Origin of the sequence: Pantoea sp. BS_8 (genome assembly GCF_041954965.1) — a bacterium.
Classification (GTDB): Bacteria; Pseudomonadota; Gammaproteobacteria; order Enterobacterales; family Enterobacteriaceae; genus Pantoea; species Pantoea stewartii.
In genome coordinates this window covers 1102327-1121931 of the sequence record NZ_JAVAXU010000001.1, presented here as the reverse complement: position 1 = coordinate 1121931, position 19605 = coordinate 1102327, and the positions used below count along the sequence as shown (strand labels likewise).

The following is a 19605-nucleotide window of genomic DNA, read 5'->3' as shown; positions in this document are numbered from 1 at the left end:
TGTGTTACAGGGCTTTTTAATATCCGGCCAGCGTCATTAACATCATCCACAGCGGCGTGGTTATCGCGGCAAAAAGGGTGGAAAGCAGCATACTGGCGGCCGTGGGGCCGGTAATCACGTTAAATTTCTGCGACATCAGGTAAACATTCACACCGACCGCCATCGACCCCAGCAGCACTACCACTTTACTTTCCAGCGCAGGCAGACCCGTCAGCCAGGCGATCGCCCAGACACACAGCGGCTGCAGAATCAGTTTCAACGCACAAATCGTGTAACTCTCTTTCAAGCCTTCCCGCACCCGGTAGTGCGCCAGGCTCATGCCGAGAGTGACCAACGATAAGGGTGCGGCGATGGACGCCAGCATGCGCAGCGGTTCAGCGGCGATGGCGGGAAGCGGCCGCTGCAACAGGCTCCAGGCGGTGCCTGATAAGATGCCAATAATTAACGGATTCCTGAGCACGCTAATCAAGGTGCGCTTAAAGCCCTGAAGGGAAAAACTGCCCTGTTTCGACCATTCCACCGAGACGGTGAGTAATGTCCAGAGGATCAGACTGTTAAACACCAGCACCAGCGCAACCGATGGCAAGGCACCGGGGCCCAGCAGGACGGTAGCGACCGGAATGCCCAGCATAACGTTATTTGAAAAGACCCCGCCCAGGGCAAAGACCGAACCGGCCACGCCATCCAGATGAAACAGACGCGAGGCAAGGATTCGGCCCACGATAAACACCAGCAGACAACTGCCAAAGAATGCCAGAAGCAGGCGCACATCGACTGCGGGACTGTTGTAAAAGTCACTCATGATGCGAAACAGCATGCAGGGCAGGGCAACGTTAAAGACAAACCGGTTCATGCCTTCGCTGATGCTCAGCGGCCATTTGCCCCATTTCGTCAGGCAATAACCCAGGAAAATAAGAATAAACAGCGGGGCTGACAGGTAAATCTGGTGTCCTAATGTATCCAGCAGGAAGGGCATAAGCGTAAGCAGTCCAGTGACTCAGTAAGGGCAAGACTACCAAATTGCGTCGGCCGCGTAACCTGGCAAAACGTGTACCCGACCCGCGAATTTACCCCAGCCAGCGGCGCGCCTGGTCATCACTGATATCGCGATAATACACCCGATGGATAACCGCATCGCAACGCTGACAACGGGCAGAAAGATAAGTGGAATAATAGTGTCGGCCAGAAGGAGAAAGGGCACCCTGACGGGTAATGGTGATGTCAGTCCATCGGTGACGATGAGGGATAAGCGCTAAAAATCGCATCATGCTTCCTGTCAAGTATGAAGTGTTCTGGTAATTTTTAACTACGTGATATGAAGATTTATTGTTGCGATGTTGTAGGCAGGTGTTTGTTATTGCTGGGCATTCTGATAATGGTGAAGGATATAATTTACTTGCGTAAATACCTTTACTGCTCTGACGTGCAAATTTTAAGCCCGCAGCATTAAGCCTTTTTTCGTGCGGTGGGGAGTTGATCCGGATCATGTAAAAGTCTTGCCCGCCAGGTTGAAAAAAGAATAAGCACCTTGCTTAAATTTAGGGGCTTACTTATTCTTCTCTGCGTAACACGACTCGGGGTGCCCTTCTTTGTGAAGGCTGAGAAAAACCCGTATTACCTGATCTGGATAATGCCAGCGTAGGGAAGTCTGATGCCTGACCGCATTCGCCTTCTTGTCCGCCGGTTGGGAGTTCTGATGACACATCAACCGCACCATCTTTCTGATGCGCAATGCGCGCCCATCCTGCAACAGTTTCGCCGTCAGTCACCGCTCGTGCACTGCATGACCAATGATGTGGTGCAAATGCTCACGGCTAATGTCCTGCTTGCTCTGAACGCGTCACCTGCCATGGTCATCGATCGCGAGGAAGCGCCGCAGTTCAGCGGTATCGCGGATGCACTGTTAATCAATGTCGGCACATTAACGCACGAACGCCAGCAGGCCATGGCCGCGGCAATCGAGGCGGCTAATCTGGCAGGCACGCCCTGGACGCTGGACCCGGTAGCGGTGGGCGCACTGACGTTGCGTACCCGGTTTTGCCAGCAGGTGCTGATGCAGTCGCCTGCCGTGATTCGCGGCAATGCTTCCGAGATTCTGGCGCTGGCCCAGCAGGCTGACGGCGGACGTGGCGTGGACAGTCTGCACGCCGCCGAAAGCGCCCTGCTGGCCGCCCAACAACTGGCGCGGGAGTATCAGACCTGTGTGGTGGTCACTGGCGAGGTGGATTATGCCACCGACGGGATGCGTACCCTGTCGATCGTCGGCGGATCGCCCTTAATGACGCGGGTGGTCGGCACCGGCTGTGCGCTGTCTGCGGTCGTCGCCGCCTTTGCCACCCTGCCGGGTGACAGACTGATCAATATCGCCAGCGCCTGTCGGGTGATGGCACTGGCCGGAGAGAAAGCCGCACAGGCATCAACCGGGCCGGGCAGCTTTGCACCGGCGTTTCTGGACGCGCTCTGGACACTGGAGGCCGCCCTGTGAAACGCATCAATGCTTTAACGATTGCCGGTACCGATCCCAGCGGCGGTGCCGGGATTCAGGCCGACCTGAAAACCTTCTCCGCACTGGGCGCTTACGGCACCAGCGTGATTACGGCCCTGGTGGCGCAAAATACCTGTGGCGTACAGTCGGTGTACCGTATTGATCCTGATTTTGTCAGCGCACAGCTGGATTCCGTTCTTGATGACGTGCGCATCGACAGTGCAAAAATTGGCATGCTGTCCGACGCGGCGATCGTGGAGCGGGTGGCGGCTGGCTTGCAGCGCCGGGCAATCCCGTTCGTGGTGCTGGACACGGTGATGGTGGCCAAGAGCGGCGATGCCTTACTGAGTCCTGATGCCATTGCCTGTGTCCGCGAGCGCCTGTTGCCACAGGTGTCACTGATCACACCTAATCTGCCCGAAGCCGCCGCGCTGCTCGAATGCCGTATGGCCAGCAATGAGAACGAGATGCTGACGCAGGGCGATGCCCTTCTGGCGCTGGGTTGTCAGGCCGTGCTGATGAAGGGCGGACATCTGGATCATGGCGAAAGTCCTGACTGGCTGATCACGCCAGCGGGGCGGCAACGGTTCAGCACGCCTCGGGTGAAGACGCGCCATACGCACGGTACCGGTTGTACGCTGTCTGCTGCGCTGGCGGCCCTGCGTCCACGGCACAGTGACTGGGCGGAGACGGTTAATGAAGCCAAAACCTGGCTACAACAGGCCCTGCTGGCAGCCGATTCGCTGGAGGTGGGCCACGGGACTGGACCTGTGCATCATTTTCATCAGTGGTGGTAACGGCTTCGCTCAGCGATTGTACGGCGCGCTACTCAGCCTCGAACCAGTCACGGTTTTGCCTGATCACGGGCGCGAGCGAAAACATCATTGCCTGCAGATGGTGACGCAGGGCGGTTTCTGCCTGGTCCGCATCGCGCGCTTTCAGGGCGGCAAAAACGGCTTCATGTTGTTCGATCAGCGTTTCAGCGGGCGCGACCTGATTCAGGGTGAGATAGCGCACCCGGTCCATCGTCGCCTTGATGTTTTCAATGGTTTCCCATGCCAGCATACAGTCGATACTCTCCGCAATCAGACGATGGAATTCATCGTCCAGGCTGAGAAACATCTGGCTGTCGCCCCGGGCGGCAGTGATGCGCTGGAGCTGCAGATTATGCTCCAGCGCCATCAGTCCGCGCTGGCTTGTTTCCCGCGCTGCGCGGCGTATCACGGCCAGTTCTACCGCTTCCCGGATAAAGCGTCCATCTTCGACCTGCTTCGCTGAAATCTTACGCACAAAGGTGCCGCGCTGTGGAAGGATTTGTACCAGACCGGCTTCTGCCAGCTTAATGAACGCCTCACGTACCGGCTGGCGAGAGAGATGAAAACGGGCGGAAACCTCTTTTTCCGACAGCAAAGCGCCCGGCTGAATGACGCAGGTGACGATATCTTTGCGTAGATAACGGTAAATCTGCTGATTGACCGGTTCACTTGTCGTGATGGTGTAGGAAAGCGTCATGTTCTGTCCCTGTTAACATTAACCCGATTTCGCCAGCGCGTTAAAACGCCTTAGCCCTGTGCGATGGCCTGTTGCACGGCCGCCCGTGCCCCCACTTTCGTTAACTGTATATAGCAGGCGGAGAGCGCGTCAACGAAGGCTGTATTATCCGCCAGATCCTCGCCGAAAACGGTTTTCAGGCCCAGTAAGGCCCGCACCCGCTCCTGACCTTCCGCGCTTTCTGCCACACAGGTGGCCAGCTGGGCTTTAAGTGGGTCGCGGATCGCTATAGGTTCGCCTTTTTCATCGACCGCAGCGACATAGCGCATCCAGGCGGCAATGCCCAGCAACAGCAGCGGGCAGGGTGTGCCGTTAGCGAGATGCCAGCGCACGCTGTCGAGAAAGCGTTGTGGCAGTTTCTGGGTGCCATCGGTCGCAATCTGGTAGGTGCGGTGTCTGATAGCGCGGTTGGCAAAGCGAGCGATTAAGGCGTCGGCGTAAGCCGGTAAATCCACGCCCTGCGTGGTTAACGTCGGCGCCTGTTCGTTAACCATCAGCGCACGTGCGGCCGCCCGGAACGCGTCGTCAGCCATACAATCGCTGATATGTTCATAACCCGCAAGGTAACCAAGGTACGCCAGAAAGGAGTGGCTGCCATTGAGCATGCGCAACTTCATTTGCTCAAACGGCAGCACATCCTCCACCAGTTCGGCACCGGCCTTGTCCCAGTCAGGTCGGCCGCTGACAAAATGGTCTTCAATCACCCACTGAAAGAAGGGTTCAGCCTCAACGGCCACTGGATCGGACGAACCAATTCGGGCACGTAACGCGTCAAAGGCGGCCTCATTCATCGCCGGAACAATGCGATCTACCATGGTGGAGGGAAAGGTGATGTTGTGCTGAATATAGTCCGCCAGCGACGGATCATGCTGCCGGGCGAGCTGCGTCACCACATTCCGTGTGACGTGGCCATTTTCAGGCATGTTATCGCAGGACATCACGCTGAAAGGCGCTAAACTCAGATCGCGTCGACGGCGGATGGCGGCGACAATCAATCCGGGCAGCGAGCGGGGCTGTGCGGGGTGCGCCAGGTCATGCACGATATCCGCATGTTGCAGATCGAGATTGCCGCTGGCGGGCAGGTGACAATAGCCTTTTTCCGTCACGGTCATCGACACAATCGCCACGTCCGGCTGGCACAGGGCCGTAATCACGGCATCAATGCCGTCCGTTTTGCCGTGCAGTGCCGCGGTAACCACCCCAATGACCCGGGTTTTCACGGCGTCGTCACTTTTTTCGGTCAACGTATAGAGAAAGTCCTGCTGGCGGAGTGCCTGAATCAGCTCGCCGCTGTTAAGGTTAACCTCGCAGATTCCCCAGTCGCTACCCTGTTCGGCCAGTTTATCCGTGCACAAGGCCTGATGGGCGCGATGAAAGGCACCAAAGCCGATATGCACTATACGGGTTTTAAGCTGGCGACGGTCATAGGCGGGCAGATGAACATCCGCAGGAAGGTGATCGATGTGTAGCATAAAGCATCCTTGTGGCAGACGGACGGCAGGCCATGCTGGCATTAAGGATGAAAAATTACGCGTCCCGCTACTACCATACAAGTTGAAGTAGCGGAATTGTGAATGTAATCACGAACTGTTTACATTAAGGCCGGGAGCCAGGGCTCCCGTGAGAATTAACTCAGCAGGGCACACTGCGGCGGCAGGCGGCAGCTTAACGCGCCCGGCATGATATCGATGGTAAATGACTGGCCTGTCAGCGGTTCGCCATCCAGGTTAAAGGTCATTTCATGCGGTGAGCGAATCGTCAGGGACGATAAGCGCGTAGAAACAATGCCGGGATTCTCTTCATCGCCGGTCAGGGAATGCAGCAGGGTAGGCAGCAACTCCTGCGCGGTGACAATGCTGACGTCCAGCAGGCCATCGTTAATCAACGCCGACGGGCATAAACGCTGACCGCCTCCGGCCTGACGACCGTTGCCGATGCCGATGACCAGCGCATCGCCCTGCCAGTTAAAACCGGGCCCGGTAATTTCACAACTGTCCGGTTTTAGCGTGTCCATGCGCATCAACCCATGAATAAAATAGGACACGCCGCCCAGCGCGGATTTGAGTTTTTCCGGCGTCTCGGTCGTAATGCGCGTGCCAAATCCTCCGGTCGCCATATTAATAAAATAGTGATGCTGGTTAACGCGGGCGAGGTCGATATCACAGGCTTTACCCTGGATAGCCAGGCGCAAGGCGTGCTCAATCTCTTCAGGAATGCCGACGCTGGTGGCAAAATCGTTCGCTGTGCCCAGCGGCAGAATCCCCAGAACCGGGCGCTCATCCGCGTTGACCGACGCCAGTGCGGTAGCGATTTCGTTGACGGTGCCGTCACCGCCGCCCGCCACTACGGTTTCCGCCTGCAGTTCAAGGGCTTCTTCCACGTAACGCTCACCGTCTCCTTTTTCATACGTCACGCGCACGGCTATGTTAAAGCCCTCGGCGCGCAGCTTCGTGATCGCTTCACGGAGATCGTCATTACCTGCGCCTTTACCATTCAGGATTAGCAGCGTAAGCGATTGTTTGTCCATTATCTGTTCCTTGGAGATCGAAAGCGTAGTTAGTGGTTATAGCATAGCCGGAAGAGAAAAATGATTGGCGAAAGGGAGAAAAAAGAAAACCCGCACGGGGGAGCCGGGCGGGTGAATGAGGTGGATCCAGTTACTGCTGCTGATAATTGTTACTCATTGGTAGCAGGCAGCACTATAGTTCAGTAAAACCGAGCCGTCTGTGATCCTGTTCTTGCTTTTGTCAAATTTTGTCAGGCCGTGGCGTGAGCGGCATGCGGATCCTGGGTGTTCTGGTCTGGCGCAAAGTTACGCAGCAGCAAGGCAAACCGCAAATCTACCTCCGGCGGCACTTTCATCCAGACGCGATGCCCGTCTCCCGGGGCCACCTCTGTCGGTTCTCCACGGCTGTTTTGCAGGGCATCAAGGGTACAGATCAGGTTACCAGACGGCGTCATGATCTCCAGGCTGTCATGCAGAACAAATTTATTCTTTACCCGTACTTCCGCCCAGCCCTCGCGCTGTTCACCGCTGAACTCCCCGACGAACTGCTGGCGCTCTGAGACAGAGTAGCCGGTCTGGTAATTCTGGTAGCTGTCGTGGGTGTGACGACGCAAAAAACCTTCGGTATAGCCGCGATGCGCCAGGCCTTCCAGGGTTTCCAGCAGGGCAGAATCAAACGGTTTACCTGCCGCCGCATCGTCAATGGCTTTGCGATAAACCTGTGCGGTGCGGGCGCAGTAATAATAGGATTTGGTGCGACCTTCGATTTTCAGCGAGTGAACGCCCATCTGGCTCAGGCGCTCGACGTGCGCCACGGCACGCAGATCTTTCGAGTTCATGATGTAGGTGCCGTGTTCATCTTCAAAGGCGCTCATCATTTCGCCGGGTTTCATTTTCTCCTCCAGCAAAAACACCTTGTCGCTGGGTTGCCCAATGCCCAATGTAGGCGTCACGTCCTGTACGCTGACCGGCTGATGAATTTCAACAATGTTGCCGACGTCATCTTGTCTGGCTTCCTGCAACTGATATTCCCAGCGGCAGGCGTTGGTGCAGGTTCCCTGGTTAGGATCGCGTTTATTCATGTAGCCCGACAGCAGACAGCGCCCGGAGTACGCCATACACAGTGCGCCGTGCACAAACACTTCCAGCTCCATGTCCGGCACCTGCTCGCGAATATCGGCGATCTCCTCCAGCGACAGCTCGCGGGATAAAATCACCCGACTTAAGCCCATTTGCTGCCAGAATTTCACCGTTGCCCAGTTTACGGCGTTAGCCTGCACAGATAAGTGGATGGGCATGGCCGGAAACGCCTCGCGCACCAGCATGATCAGGCCAGGATCGGACATGATTAACGCGTCGGGCTGCATCTCAATTACCGGCGTTAAATCGCGAATAAAGGTTTTCAGCTTGGCGTTATGCGGGGCGATGTTCACCACCACATAAAACTTTTTACCCAGCGCGTGGGCTTCGTTAATGCCTTTCGCCAGGTTTTCATGGCTGAATTCGTTATTGCGTACCCGCAGGCTGTAGCGCGGCTGGCCGGCATAGACGGCATCGGCCCCATAGGCAAACGCGTAACGCATGTTTTTCAGCGTTCCGGCGGGGGAAAGTAATTCGGGTTTCATGATGTGCTCACTGATGTCAGGTCAGCATGTCGCCTGGGCGACATGTGCAGGGGGAAACCCTGCAAAAGGTGCGGAATTGTAGGCAGGGTGAAAACGGAAGTAAATTGATCTGGGTCAATCTAAATCAACTGGCAGACATCGGCTTCCCAGCGATAGCCCATGCCATATACCGCGCGGATAAAGGGTTGTTCGCTGTCCAGGCTTTCCAGTTTCCTGCGCAGGTTCTTGATATGGCTGTCAATGGTTCGGTCGGTGACAACCCGGTAATCGTCGTAGAGATGGTTTAACAACTGTTCACGTGAGAAGACTTTTCCCGGTTCAAGGGACAGCGTTTTCAGCAGACGAAATTCAGCGGGCGTTAAATCCAGCGGCTCATCACGCCAGCTGGCCTGAAAGCGGCTTTCATGAACTTTCAGCAAAGACGCGACGGGCGCTTCTTCGGGAGATCGCTTCACCCGGCGCAAAATGGTTTTGACCCGCGCTACCACTTCGCGTGGGCTGAATGGCTTGCAGATATAGTCATCCGCACCAATCTCCAGGCCCAGCAGGCGATCGATTTCTTCCGTGCGCGCGGTCACCATAATAATCGGCAAGTCGGAATCACGGCGAATCTCACGGCACAGCGTCAGGCCATCTTTACCCGGCAGCATCAAATCCAGCAGGATAAGATCGGGCGGCGTCTGTTTAACGTAGTCCAGTACCGCGTTGCCGTGCGCCAGATGATGCGTGCGATAGTTAGAAGCCTCAAGGTAATCAATCATCAGTTGTGCCAGCTTGGGTTCATCTTCAACCACAAGGATTAGCGGGTAAGTGTTTTCCTGGTTCATAATCTTCTAAACGGGAGGAACATAACGCAATTGTAGCGCGATTTTCAGCCCACCTAAATCCGCATGCGAGGCGCTGATGCTGCCACCGTGGGCATCAACAATGTTTTTACAGATTGCCAGCCCCAGGCCAGAGCCGCCGCTGGCGCGATTGCGCGAACCTTCTGTGCGGAAAAAACGCTCAAATATTTGTGCCTGTTGATCGCCTTCCACGCCGGGCGCGCTGTCCTCTACGGTGACGTGCCAGTAGGGCACGTCATACCAGAGCCGCACCCGGACTACGCCGCCGGCATCGGTGTAACGCAGGCTGTTTTCCAGCAGGTTAATAAACAACTGCATCAGCCGGTCAGGATCGCCAAAAAACGGCGCGTCATCCGGCATGTCGAGCTTCAGGGTTAAATCATGGCTGCGGTAGCGCTCGGTAAAATTGCCTGCGCTGATCTCAATAAGCTGCACCAAATCGGTGGCCTGCTTGCGATAGGCCAGTGCGCCGACGTCAGAGAGCGAAAGCTGGTGCAGATCATCCACCAGCTTGGTCAGCAGCGCCACTTCGCTTTGCAGAGACGTAATCGCGTCTGGCGTGAGTTTACGTACACCATCCTGCATGGCTTCCAGCTCACCGCGCAAAATCGCCAGTGGCGTGCGCAATTCATGCGAGATGTCGGCCATAAAGGCCCGACGCATACTTTCATTTTTCTCCAGCGAACTGGCCAGCAGGTTAAAGTCATGGGCCAGCTGGCCCAGTTCGTCCTGGCTGTAAACCTTAACCCGTGTGGCTAAGTTCCCCGCCGCCAGATGATGCGTACCGTCTACCAGTCTTTTCACCGGTGCCAGCAAGCCCCGCGCCATCAGCCAGGTGACCAGGGCGGCAAGCAGAGTAGAGAGGCCCACGATATACCAGCTGGTTCGTCGCTGCTGCTGATCAAAATTGATATCGGTGCTGCGCGTCAGGCGCTCTGGCGGCGAGCTGATGATCCAGCCCACGACTTTACCGTTACTGAGCGTAATATCGTGACGTATCCCTTCCGGGGGAACCTGTGAGCGCGGGCCGACCATCACTTTGTAGTGCTGATCGAGTACCCAGAACTGGGTGCGCCAGCCGTGAGGCGGTAACTGGTTACTGCTGTCCGGGTTTTGCTCCAGCGAGCGCAGCATCGAGAAGATCAGCCGGTCGTTATTACGCAGAAAATCCCAGTCGCCATGCTGTTCATACTGATCGGCCAGCGCCGCACCCAGCAAATTCAGCCGCTGTTCATTCCCGCGTTTAATATAGTCCACAAAGCCATGTTCAAAGCTGAGCCGGACGCCCCAGTGCATGGTAATCAGGACCAGCATGCAGGTGGAGAATATGGCCATGAATAATTTGGCACCGATGCCAAAATGCAGGAACGATCTCATTCACTTCTCCGACGTCGCAGATCGACGCTTTTACTCATCTCTTTCGGAACCCGCCAGAACACCAGCGCAGGCAGAATAATGATCAGCGCCATACAGAGATAAACACAGATAAACGCCTGATGGCTTAAACCCTGTTCCCCGGACGTTGCATGACCAAACGCGCCCAGCAGCAGGCCCGCCACGGTTACGCCAATACTCATTGAGAGCTGCATGATCATCGATAACAGGCTGTTGCCGCTGGAGGCCAGGTCATCGGGTAGATCCTTGAGCGTCAGCGTATTCATCGAAGAGAAGCGAATCGCATTCACCATGCCTTGCAGAAACAGCACCAGCGGCAGCATGACTGTCCAGCCGAGCATCGCCACCAGTGGAAACAGCAAGACCACCAGCGCCAGGCCTATGGTTGAACCCACCAGCACGTTGCGATAGCCAAACAGGTTAACAATGCTGACAACCACACGCTTCATGCCCATATTGCCCAGCACCATGGCAATCATCATCAAGCCTGCATGAAACGGGCTGAAGCCCATGCCGATTTGCAAGAACAGCGGCGTCATAAAGGGCAACATGCCGCTGCCGATGCGGCCAGTCAGACTACCGAGTAAGCCAATGGAGAAAATGCGGTTGTCGAACAGCTTCAGGCTGAAAAGCGCACTGTCGTTTTGGCGCGCATGCAGCAGATAAAACAGAAGAGAGCCGGTGCCGATGAGGATCATCGCGGCCAGTAACAAGGCAGAGCCGCCGCTACTGCGTTGACCGTCAAGCGCCAGCGTTAACGTAGCCATTCCGGCGGCCAGCAGGACAAACCCGACAAAATCAAAGCGTCGCGGCGGCATCGCGTAGTTCGGCAGTAACTTCAACGTGGCGACGGCACCGATGATGCCGACCGGGATGTTAATCAGGAAAATCCAGTGCCAGCTGGCATATTCCACCAGCACACCGCCCAGTGCGGGCCCCAGCAGCGGCCCAATCTGGCCGGGCAGGGTGACAAAGGTCATCGCAGACATATACTGGTCACGCGGTACAATGCGCATTACCGTCAGCCGTCCTACCGGCACCATCATGGCCCCGCCAATCCCCTGAATCACACGCGCCATGATAAGCTGATTCAGCGTGCCTGACAGGCCGCACAACAGCGATCCCACGCTGAACAGTACAATCGCGCTAAAAAAGATATTTCTCACGCCAAACCGGTCCGCCAGCCAGCCGCTCAGCGGCAGCGTCACCGCCACCGTGAGCACATAGGCCACAATCACCGAATGCATATGCAGTGGGCTCACGCCCAGATCGTGCGCCATGGACGGGATCGCCGTGTTGACGATGGTGGTGTCCAGCGTCTGCATAAAAAAACCAAAGGCAACAATCCACAACTGCCAGCGGACCGTGACGCTCTGCATGATATTTACCCCTTAATGCTGAGTGGCATTCATCATCTGGGTGCGCGTTTTACGTCGCAGTTTGTCCATCATTAAGTACACCACCGGCGTGGTATACAGCGTGAGGAGCTGGCTCATGATCAAGCCGCCGGCAATGGTAATGCCCAACGGCTGACGCAGCTCGGCGCCGTCTCCGCTGGTCAGCACCAGCGGTAACGCGCCAAACAGGGCCGCCAGCGTGGTCATCAGGATAGGGCGGAAGCGTAACAGGCAGGCCTGGAAAATCGCCTCGCGGGCACTCAGGTTGCCGTTGCGTTCTGCGTCAAGCGCAAAGTCGACCATCATGATGGCGTTCTTTTTTACTATCCCGATCAACAACAGAATCCCGATCAAGGCAATCAGGCTGAACGGCGTATCAAACAGCTCCAGCGCCAGCAGGGCACCGACGCCCGCAGACGGCAGCGTCGAAAGAATGGTCAACGGGTGCACATAGCTTTCGTAGAGAATCCCCAGCACGATATAAACTGCCGCAACCGCAGCCAGCATCAACCAGAGTTGACTGCTTTGCGATTGCTGGAACGCCTGTGCGGTGCCGGCAAAGCTGCCGCGCACGCTGGACGGTACGCCAAGCGCCGTCATAGTGCGATCGATCGCCTCGGATGCCTGGGACAGCGACACACCTTCTGGCAGATTAAAGGAGAGGGTTGACGCGGCAGACAAGCCCTGATGATTAACCGACAGCGGCGCGTTGGCCGGTTGCCATTTGACGAACCAGGAGAGCGGGATAGGTTTGCCGTCGCTGTTAATCACAAACATCTGATCCAGTGAACTGATGTCCTGGGTATAGCGCGGATCCACTTCCATGACGACCTTGTACTGGTTCAGCGGCTGATAGATGGTGGAAATCTGACGCTGACCAAACGCATCGTTGAGCAACGCATTCGCTTCGGAAACATTAATGCCCAGCCGCGCCATGCTGGCCCGGTCATACGTCAGGGCCATTTCGCTGCCCTGATCCTGCTGATCGGAGTTAACGTCGGCCAGTTCCGGCAGGGCGGTAAAGGCCTGACGAATTTTCGGTTCCCAGGTGCGCAGCGCAGCCAGATCGTCTGTTAACAGAGAATACTGATAGCTGGCGTTGGCTTCGCGACCGCCCACCCGGATATCCTGCACCGCATTAAGATACAGGTTGGCACCGGGCTCCTTTGCCAGCTTGGTACGCAGGCGGGCAATCACTGCCTGTGCATTATCTTTGCGTTCGGACAAGGGTTTCAGGGAGATAAACATCAGGCCCATATTGGTGCGCATGCCGCCGGTAAAGCCCACCACGCTTGAGACATCCGGATCGGCCCCCACGATTTTCATGAAGTCCTGCAACTTACCGCGCATCGCCTGAAACGAAATGCTTTGGTCGGCAGAAATAAAGCCGGACAGGCGACCGGTATCCTGCTCGGGCAAAAAGGTTTTAGGGATACTGATGAACAGCCACACCGTCAGGGCGACAGTGCCCACGAGCAACAGGATGACCCAGCGCGCATGGTTCAGCACGACGTTCAGAGAGCGCGCATAACCCTGTTGTACCGCCAGCAGCAGGCGGCCAATGCCCCGTCGCCGCGGCTGACTGCGCGGCGCATGGGGTTTCAGCAGGTAAGCACACATCATAGGCGTCAGCGTGATGGACACAAACAGCGAGATCAGAATAGCAACCGACAGGGTGATGGAAAACTCCGCGAAGAAGCGGCCAATCAATCCGCCTGTCATCAACAGCGGCAGGAAGACCGCGATCAGCGACAGGCTCATCGACAGCACCGTAAAGCCCACTTCACGCACGCCTTTGAGCGCGGCGGCCAGCGGTTTCATGCCCGATTCAACATGACGGGCAATGTTTTCCAGCACCACAATGGCATCGTCCACGACAAAGCCGGTGGCGATGGTCAGCGCCATCAACGACAGATTGTTCAGGCTAAAGCCGCACAAATACATGGCGGCAAAGGTGCCAATCAGCGAGACCGGCACGGCCGCCGCCGGAATCAGCGTGGCGCGACCTGAGCGCAGGAAAACAAACACCACCAGAATGACCAGGCCAACGGCGATAATAAGCGACTGCTCCACTTCTTCGAGCGACGCGCGGATGGTGGGTGAGCGATCCTGGGCAATCTGCAGATCGATCGCCGTCGGGATGATTTCGTGCAGTTCGGGCAGTTCAGCGCGAATACGATCAACCGTCTCAATCACGTTCGCATCCGCCGTTTTGCGAATCACCAGCAAAACGGCCGGTTTGCCCCGCGACATACCGGCGTTGCGCACATCCTGCACGGAGTCCTCAACGGTGGCGACATCGGACAACCGTACTGCCGCGCCGTTGTTGTATTGCACGATCAGCGGCTGGTATTCCCGGGCAGTTTGTAATGCATCGTTGGTCCGTAACTGCCAGCGCTGTTGCCCGTCTTCCAGCGCGCCCTGCGGACGGCGCTGGTTAGCGTTAGCGATGGTCTGACGCACCGCATCCAGCGACACGCCCTGATTAAATAACGCCTGCGGATTGAGCGCCACGCGCACTGCGGGCAGCGAGCTGCCGCCCACGGTGACATCGCCCACGCCATTAATCTGCGACAGCTTCTGTGCCAGCTGTGTCGACGCATAATCATAAAGCTGGGCTGGCGTGTACAGATCTGACGTCAGCGTCATAATCATGATCGGCGCGTCAGACGGGTTGGCTTTGCGGTAGGTCGGACGCGACGGCATGCCGGTAGGGAGCAGGCTCTGCGCCGCGTTAATGGCCGCCTGTACATCACGTGCCGCGCCGTTAATATCACGATTAAAATCGAACACCATAATAATGCGGGTCGATCCCAGCGAACTGGTCGAGGTCATTTCACTGACGCCTGCAATTCGGCCCAGCGAGCGCTCCAGCGGCGTGGCGACCGAAGACGCCATCGTTTCGGGCGAGGCTCCTGGCAGGGACGCTGACACCATAATGACCGGAAAATCCACCTGCGGCAGCGGCGCCACCGGCAGCAGGCGGAAGCCCAGAATGCCCGCCAGCGCAATGGCCAGCGTCAGAAGCGTTGTGGCGACCGGACGATGAATAAACAAAGCAAAAAACTTCACGGCTGCGCCTCCGTCTGACCCAGGCGACGACGCAGGTTATGCGCCAGGCGGTCAAACAGCAGGTAGATTACCGGCGTGGTAAACAGCGTCAGAATCTGGCTCAGAATCAGGCCGCCGACCATGGCGATCCCCAGCGGCTGCCTCAGCTCTGCACCCACGCCAGTGCTGAGCATCAGCGGTAATGCACCCAGCAGGGCAGCCAGCGTCGTCATCAGAATCGGTCGGAAACGCAGCAGGCAGGCCTGATAAATCGCATCATAGGGCTTCATGCCCTGTTCACGTTCCGCCGCTAACGCGAAGTCGATCATCATAATGGCGTTCTTTTTCACAATACCAATGAGCAGAATGATGCCGATGATGGCAACAATATCCAGCTCATTCCCACTTATCATCAGCGCCAGCAGCGCACCGACGCCCGCCGTGGGCAACGTGGAGAGGATGGTGATGGGATGGATAAAGCTCTCATACAGCACGCCGAGCACGATATACATCGCTACGACTGCCGCCACAATCAGCCAGACGGTACTGGTCAGGGCAGCCTCGAAAGCCAGCGTGCTGCCCTGGAACTGCGTCATCACCTCTGACGGCATCCCCAGTTCCGTCTCTGCCTGGTTGATCGCTTTGGTCGCATCTTCCAGCGAATAGCCCTTCGCCACATTGAAAGAGAAGGTGGCGGAGGGGAACTGACTCAGGTGGTTAATCGTTAAAGGCGCATGGCGCTGGGCAATGCTGGCGATCGCGCTCAACGGCACGCTGCCACCATCAGTGCTGTTCAGACGAATACCGTCCAGGCTTTGCAGACCCGGCATGGTGCTGTTGTCCTGTTCCAGCACCACGCGGTACTGATTCGCCTGGGTATAAATCGTGGAGATCAGCCGCTGACCAAAGGCGTCATACAGCGCGTTATCTACGTCCGCCATGCTGATGCCCAGCCGGCTGGCACTGTCGCGGTCCACTTTGATATAGGCTTCCAGTCCCTGGTCCTGCCAGTCACTGCTGACGTCACGTAGCGCAGGGTGTTTCTGCAGGGCGTTAAGCAGGGCAGGGACCCAGGTGCTGAGCGAATCCAGCGAACCGGACTGCAGAGTAAACTGATACGGCGTACGGCTGGCCTGGGTGTCAATTGTCAGGTCCTGCACCGCCTGCAACCACAAGGTGACGCCAGGAATTTTGCTGATCTGCGCTTGCAGCCGCTGCTGAATCTCCGGAATACGCTCGCTGCGCATATCCAGCGGTTTGAGGTTAATCTGCAACCGGGCGCTGTTAAGTGACGGATTGGTGCCATCCACGCCCACGAACGAGGTCAGACTCTGTACAGCCGGATCTTTCATAATCACAGAGGCAACATCGCGTGTCCGCTCCGCCATACTGGCGTAGGATACCGACTGCGGTGCCTCCAGCGTTCCCTGGATAATGCCGTTGTCCTGCTGCGGAAAGAAACCTTTAGGAATGGCCATCCACAGCAAAACCGTCAGCAGCAACGTGCCGAGCGCCAAGGACAGCGTCAGCCAGGGGTGATTCAGCACCCGGCGCAGCCCACGACCATAAACGGCAATGATGCGATCGAACATCGCTTCGCTGGCACGGGAAAAGCGGTTCTGCTTACGCAGTGACTCGGCGCTCAGCATGCGGGCACACATCATCGGCGTCAGGGTGAGCGAGACCACCGCTGAGATCAGAATTGCCACCGCCAGCGTCACCGCAAATTCGCGAAACAGGCGACCAATCACGTCGCCCATGAACAGCAGCGGAATCAATACCGCAATCAGTGAAAACGTTAACGAAATAATGGTAAAGCCAATTTCGCCTGCCCCTTTCAGGGCCGCTGTCATCGGCTTTTCCCCTTTTTCGATATAGCGCGAGATATTCTCAATCACCACGATGGCATCGTCCACCACAAAGCCTGTGGCGATGGTCAGCGCCATCAGTGTCAGATTATTGATGGAAAAGCCCAGGAAATACATTGCCGCAAAGGTGCCAATAAGCGACAGCGGAACAGCCACGGCCGGAATGATGGTCGCGGGCACATTACGCAAGAACAGGTAGATGATCATCACTACGAGCGCCATTGCCAGCATCAGCTCATGCTGCGTATCGGTGACGGACGCGCGGATATTGGTGGTGCGATCGGTGACCAGTTTGACATCGACGGATTTGGGCAGGCTGGCAATCAGCCCGGGCAGCATGGCGCGAATATTGTCGGCGGTTGCAATAATATTGGCACCCGGCTGGCGCTGCACATTCAGTACGATGGCGGGTTCACGGTTAGACCAGGCACCCAGCCAGCTGTTTTCGGCACCCTGTTCAATCGTAGCCACATCGGCCAGCCGCACTGGCGCGCCATTTTTATAACTGACGATCAGCTGGCGGTAATCCTCGACCGATTTCATCTGATCGTTGGCTGACAGCGTAACCGAGCGGGTCGGACCATCAAGACTGCCTTTCGCGGAATTTACGTTGGCGTTGGTGATCGCCGTACGCACCATTTCGCTGGTCAGGCCCATAGAGGCTAATGCCTGGGTGTTCATCTTAACGCGCACCGCGGGACGCTGGCCGCCGGTCAACGTGACCAGGCCGACGCCGGTCACCTGGGAAATTTTCTGCGCGACGCGTGTTTCCACCATGTCCTGTACCTGGGTTAAGGGCATGCTGGTGGTAGTGACGGCGAGCGTCATGATGGGCGGATCCGCCGGGTTAACTTTGCTGTAAACCGGCGGATTCGGCAAATCGCTGGGCAGCAGGTTAGAGGCAGAGTTAATCGCCGCCTGCACTTCCTGTTCTGCGACATCGAGCGGCAGCGAGAGCTGGAACTGCAGCGTCACCACCGAGGCGCCGCCAGAACTTTGCGAGGCCATCTGTTTAAGACCGGACATCTGACCGAACTGACGTTCAAGAGGCGCTGTAATCGACGACGTCACCACATCCGGACTGGCACCGGGATACAGGGTAACAACCTGAATGGTCGGATAGTCCACTTCAGGTAACGCTGACACCGGCAAAAAGCGGTAACCCAGAATCCCCGCCAGCAGAATAGCAATCATCAGTAACGTCGTCGCGACCGGGCGCAGAATAAACTGGCGTGACGGTCCTCCGCTGTGGTCAGGAGGCATAACCTGCATTACTCTGACTCTCCCTTGGATGGCAAGCTGGCGCGGCTCTGTTTAGTTGCACTGCTCTGTGCTGCAACCACTTCCACTTTTGCCCCCTCTGTCAGGCGGTCAAGGCCATCCGTTACCACGCGGTTGCCCGCGCTCAGTCCGGCATTGATGACCACTTTCTGACTGTCCTGGAAACCTGCGGTCACGCTTTTCTTACTCACCTTATCTTCGCTGTTAATCACCCAGACAAAGTGGCCTTCGTTGCCCATCTGTAACGCGGCTACCGGAATCACGACGGCATCCTGCAACGTATTCACCTTCAGCCGGGCGTTGACGAACTGATTAGGGAAAAGCAGGTCATCCTGATTATCAAAACGCGCTTTAATTTTAATAGTGCCAGTCGTGACGTCGATCTGGTTATCCAGGCTGAGCAGTGTTCCGCGCGCAATCAGATGTTGATTGCTGCGGTCCCAGGCTTCCACCAGCAACGGTTCGCCACTTTTCTGCGCCTGCATGATCTGGCTGATATTGTTTTCGGCGACGCTAAAGACGACATCCACCGGATGCGTCTGAGTAATCACCACCAGACCATTGGTATCACCGCTGGTGATGTAGTTGCCAATATCAACCTGCTTCAGGCCGACGCGACCCGCAATCGGGGACGTAATTCGGCTGTAAGTCAGGTTCAGCTGTGCGCTGGCAACGCTGCCTTCGTCGGCCTTAATCGTGCCCAGGGTTTCACTGACCAGCGCGTTTTGCGTATCCAGATCCTGCTGAGATACCAGCGAGGTTTTCGCCAGCTTCTGGTAACGGGCTAAATCACGGCGGGCGTTCGCAAGCGTAGCCTGATCGCGCGCCAGCTGGCCTTGAGCCTGCATCAGGGCGACCTGATAGGGACGCGGATCGATCTCTGCCAGCAGATCGCCGGCTTTGACCTGCTGGCCTTCCGTGAAATGGATGGCCACCAGGTTACCATCTACCCGGCTGCGTACCGTGACGGTATTGGCTGCGGTCACCGTACCCAAACCGCTGAGGTATTGCGGCACACTTTCTGTCACGGCGCTGGCAGCCTGCACGGGCGCAAGCGGTTTATGTCCACCGTTGCCTCTTTTGCCGTGTTCTGACTGGCTGGATGTTTCGTTGCCTGCGGGTTGGGCTGGATGCTTCCACCAGTAGTAACCGCCTGCAGCAGCGGCAATAACCACCGCTAAAATCAGGCCTTTTTTCATTCCAGGATGTCGGTTGTTCATTGTTATTGTTGCTCTCCAGCGATATCGTTCCAGGACGCGGGCGTAAACGTTAGCCTGCAAACCACGAATTGTAGTCGTCCCTGCGGGTAAAAATTTGAAGGAATTAAGGATATCTGTCAGCGCACCGTAAGTATGTCGGTTTTTTGAAAAAACGGCGTTGGCAAAGAGTCAGATTTGATGTGAAACAAGGCGGACTACGCTGACCACAGCGCGCCGGATCATATCCTGCCTGATCAGGAAATACAGGATTAAAAACAACTTATCCTTCAGGAAGATGACACATTCATCACCCAGCGCTTTACGCAGCAGTGCGCAGCATGAAGAAGGTCAGCGTTTAACCTTACGTTATGCCTGCTGAGACATTGAGCGCTGAGCAAGGGG

The 19605-nt window shown here is 56.7% G+C and carries 14 protein-coding genes and 1 riboswitch; of the genes, 2 read left to right on the top strand and 12 right to left on the bottom strand.

The window, feature by feature from the left end:
- Nucleotides 1-16 precede the first annotated feature (16 nt).
- Together RAC65_RS05080 and RAC65_RS05075 are read right to left on the bottom strand one after the other, a co-directional pair.
- Entirely contained in the window at nt 17-976 is a 960-nt protein-coding gene (locus RAC65_RS05080) for an AEC family transporter (protein WP_033740536.1), read from the bottom strand.
- Between the two features lie 91 nt (nt 977-1067).
- Nucleotides 1068-1265, bottom strand: coding sequence for a hypothetical protein (locus RAC65_RS05075; protein WP_006119907.1), 198 nt, complete (start codon nt 1263-1265; stop codon nt 1068-1070).
- 300 nt (nt 1266-1565) lie between these two features.
- Nucleotides 1566-1662: riboswitch (TPP riboswitch) on the top strand.
- A 34-nt stretch (nt 1663-1696) separates the two neighbouring features.
- Between RAC65_RS05075 and thiM the strand changes: the two genes are divergently transcribed.
- Together thiM and thiD are read left to right on the top strand one after the other, a co-directional pair.
- Entirely contained in the window at nt 1697-2485 is a 789-nt protein-coding gene (gene thiM, locus RAC65_RS05070) for a hydroxyethylthiazole kinase (protein ID WP_205955494.1), read from the top strand.
- Nucleotides 2482-3282: a bifunctional hydroxymethylpyrimidine kinase/phosphomethylpyrimidine kinase gene (gene thiD / locus RAC65_RS05065; protein ID WP_054687513.1), complete on the top strand. Its 801-nt coding sequence runs from the start codon at nt 2482-2484 to the stop codon at nt 3280-3282. Before thiM ends, thiD begins: the two co-directional genes overlap by 4 nt.
- A 28-nt stretch (nt 3283-3310) precedes the next feature.
- On the opposite strand, the gene RAC65_RS05060 is transcribed toward thiD, so the two are convergent.
- From RAC65_RS05060 to RAC65_RS05015, 10 genes are all read right to left on the bottom strand, one after another.
- Nucleotides 3311-3997, bottom strand: coding sequence for a GntR family transcriptional regulator (locus tag RAC65_RS05060; protein WP_039338144.1), 687 nt, complete (start codon nt 3995-3997; stop codon nt 3311-3313).
- A gap of 50 nt (nt 3998-4047) precedes the next feature.
- Nucleotides 4048-5508, bottom strand: coding sequence for a mannitol dehydrogenase family protein (locus tag RAC65_RS05055; protein WP_324021210.1), 1461 nt, complete (start codon nt 5506-5508; stop codon nt 4048-4050).
- A gap of 155 nt (nt 5509-5663) precedes the next feature.
- A complete protein-coding gene (yegS, locus tag RAC65_RS05050) occupies nt 5664-6563 on the bottom strand; it encodes a lipid kinase YegS (protein ID WP_039338141.1) in 900 nt (299 codons plus the stop codon).
- Nucleotides 6564-6793: 230 nt separating this feature from the next.
- Entirely contained in the window at nt 6794-8170 is a 1377-nt protein-coding gene (yegQ, locus tag RAC65_RS05045; RefSeq protein WP_324030606.1) for a tRNA 5-hydroxyuridine modification protein YegQ, read from the bottom strand.
- Between the two features lie 116 nt (nt 8171-8286).
- Nucleotides 8287-8994: a two-component system response regulator BaeR gene (baeR, locus tag RAC65_RS05040; protein ID WP_033740518.1), complete on the bottom strand. Its 708-nt coding sequence runs from the start codon at nt 8992-8994 to the stop codon at nt 8287-8289.
- Nucleotides 8995-9000: 6 nt separating this feature from the next.
- Nucleotides 9001-10389, bottom strand: a complete 1389-nt coding sequence (baeS, locus tag RAC65_RS05035) for a two-component system sensor histidine kinase BaeS (protein WP_324030316.1) — start codon at nt 10387-10389, stop codon at nt 9001-9003.
- On the bottom strand, nt 10386-11786 hold the full coding sequence (gene mdtD / locus RAC65_RS05030) for a multidrug transporter subunit MdtD (protein ID WP_110268219.1): 1401 nt from the start codon (nt 11784-11786) through the stop codon (nt 10386-10388). The genes baeS and mdtD overlap by 4 nt, the downstream gene beginning before the upstream one ends.
- A gap of 12 nt (nt 11787-11798) precedes the next feature.
- A complete protein-coding gene (gene mdtC / locus RAC65_RS05025; protein ID WP_375096432.1) occupies nt 11799-14876 on the bottom strand; it encodes a multidrug efflux RND transporter permease subunit MdtC in 3078 nt (1025 codons plus the stop codon).
- The gene (locus tag RAC65_RS05020; RefSeq protein WP_375096431.1) at nt 14873-17995 is read right to left on the bottom strand and encodes an MdtB/MuxB family multidrug efflux RND transporter permease subunit; all 3123 of its coding nucleotides are present in this window, start codon (nt 17993-17995) and stop codon (nt 14873-14875) included. Before RAC65_RS05020 ends, mdtC begins: the two co-directional genes overlap by 4 nt.
- Nucleotides 17995-19224 (bottom strand): MdtA/MuxA family multidrug efflux RND transporter periplasmic adaptor subunit, encoded by a 1230-nt coding sequence (locus RAC65_RS05015; RefSeq protein ID WP_324030321.1) that lies wholly within the window; start codon nt 19222-19224, stop codon nt 17995-17997. The genes RAC65_RS05020 and RAC65_RS05015 overlap by 1 nt, the downstream gene beginning before the upstream one ends.
- Nucleotides 19225-19605: the final 381 nt, after the last annotated feature.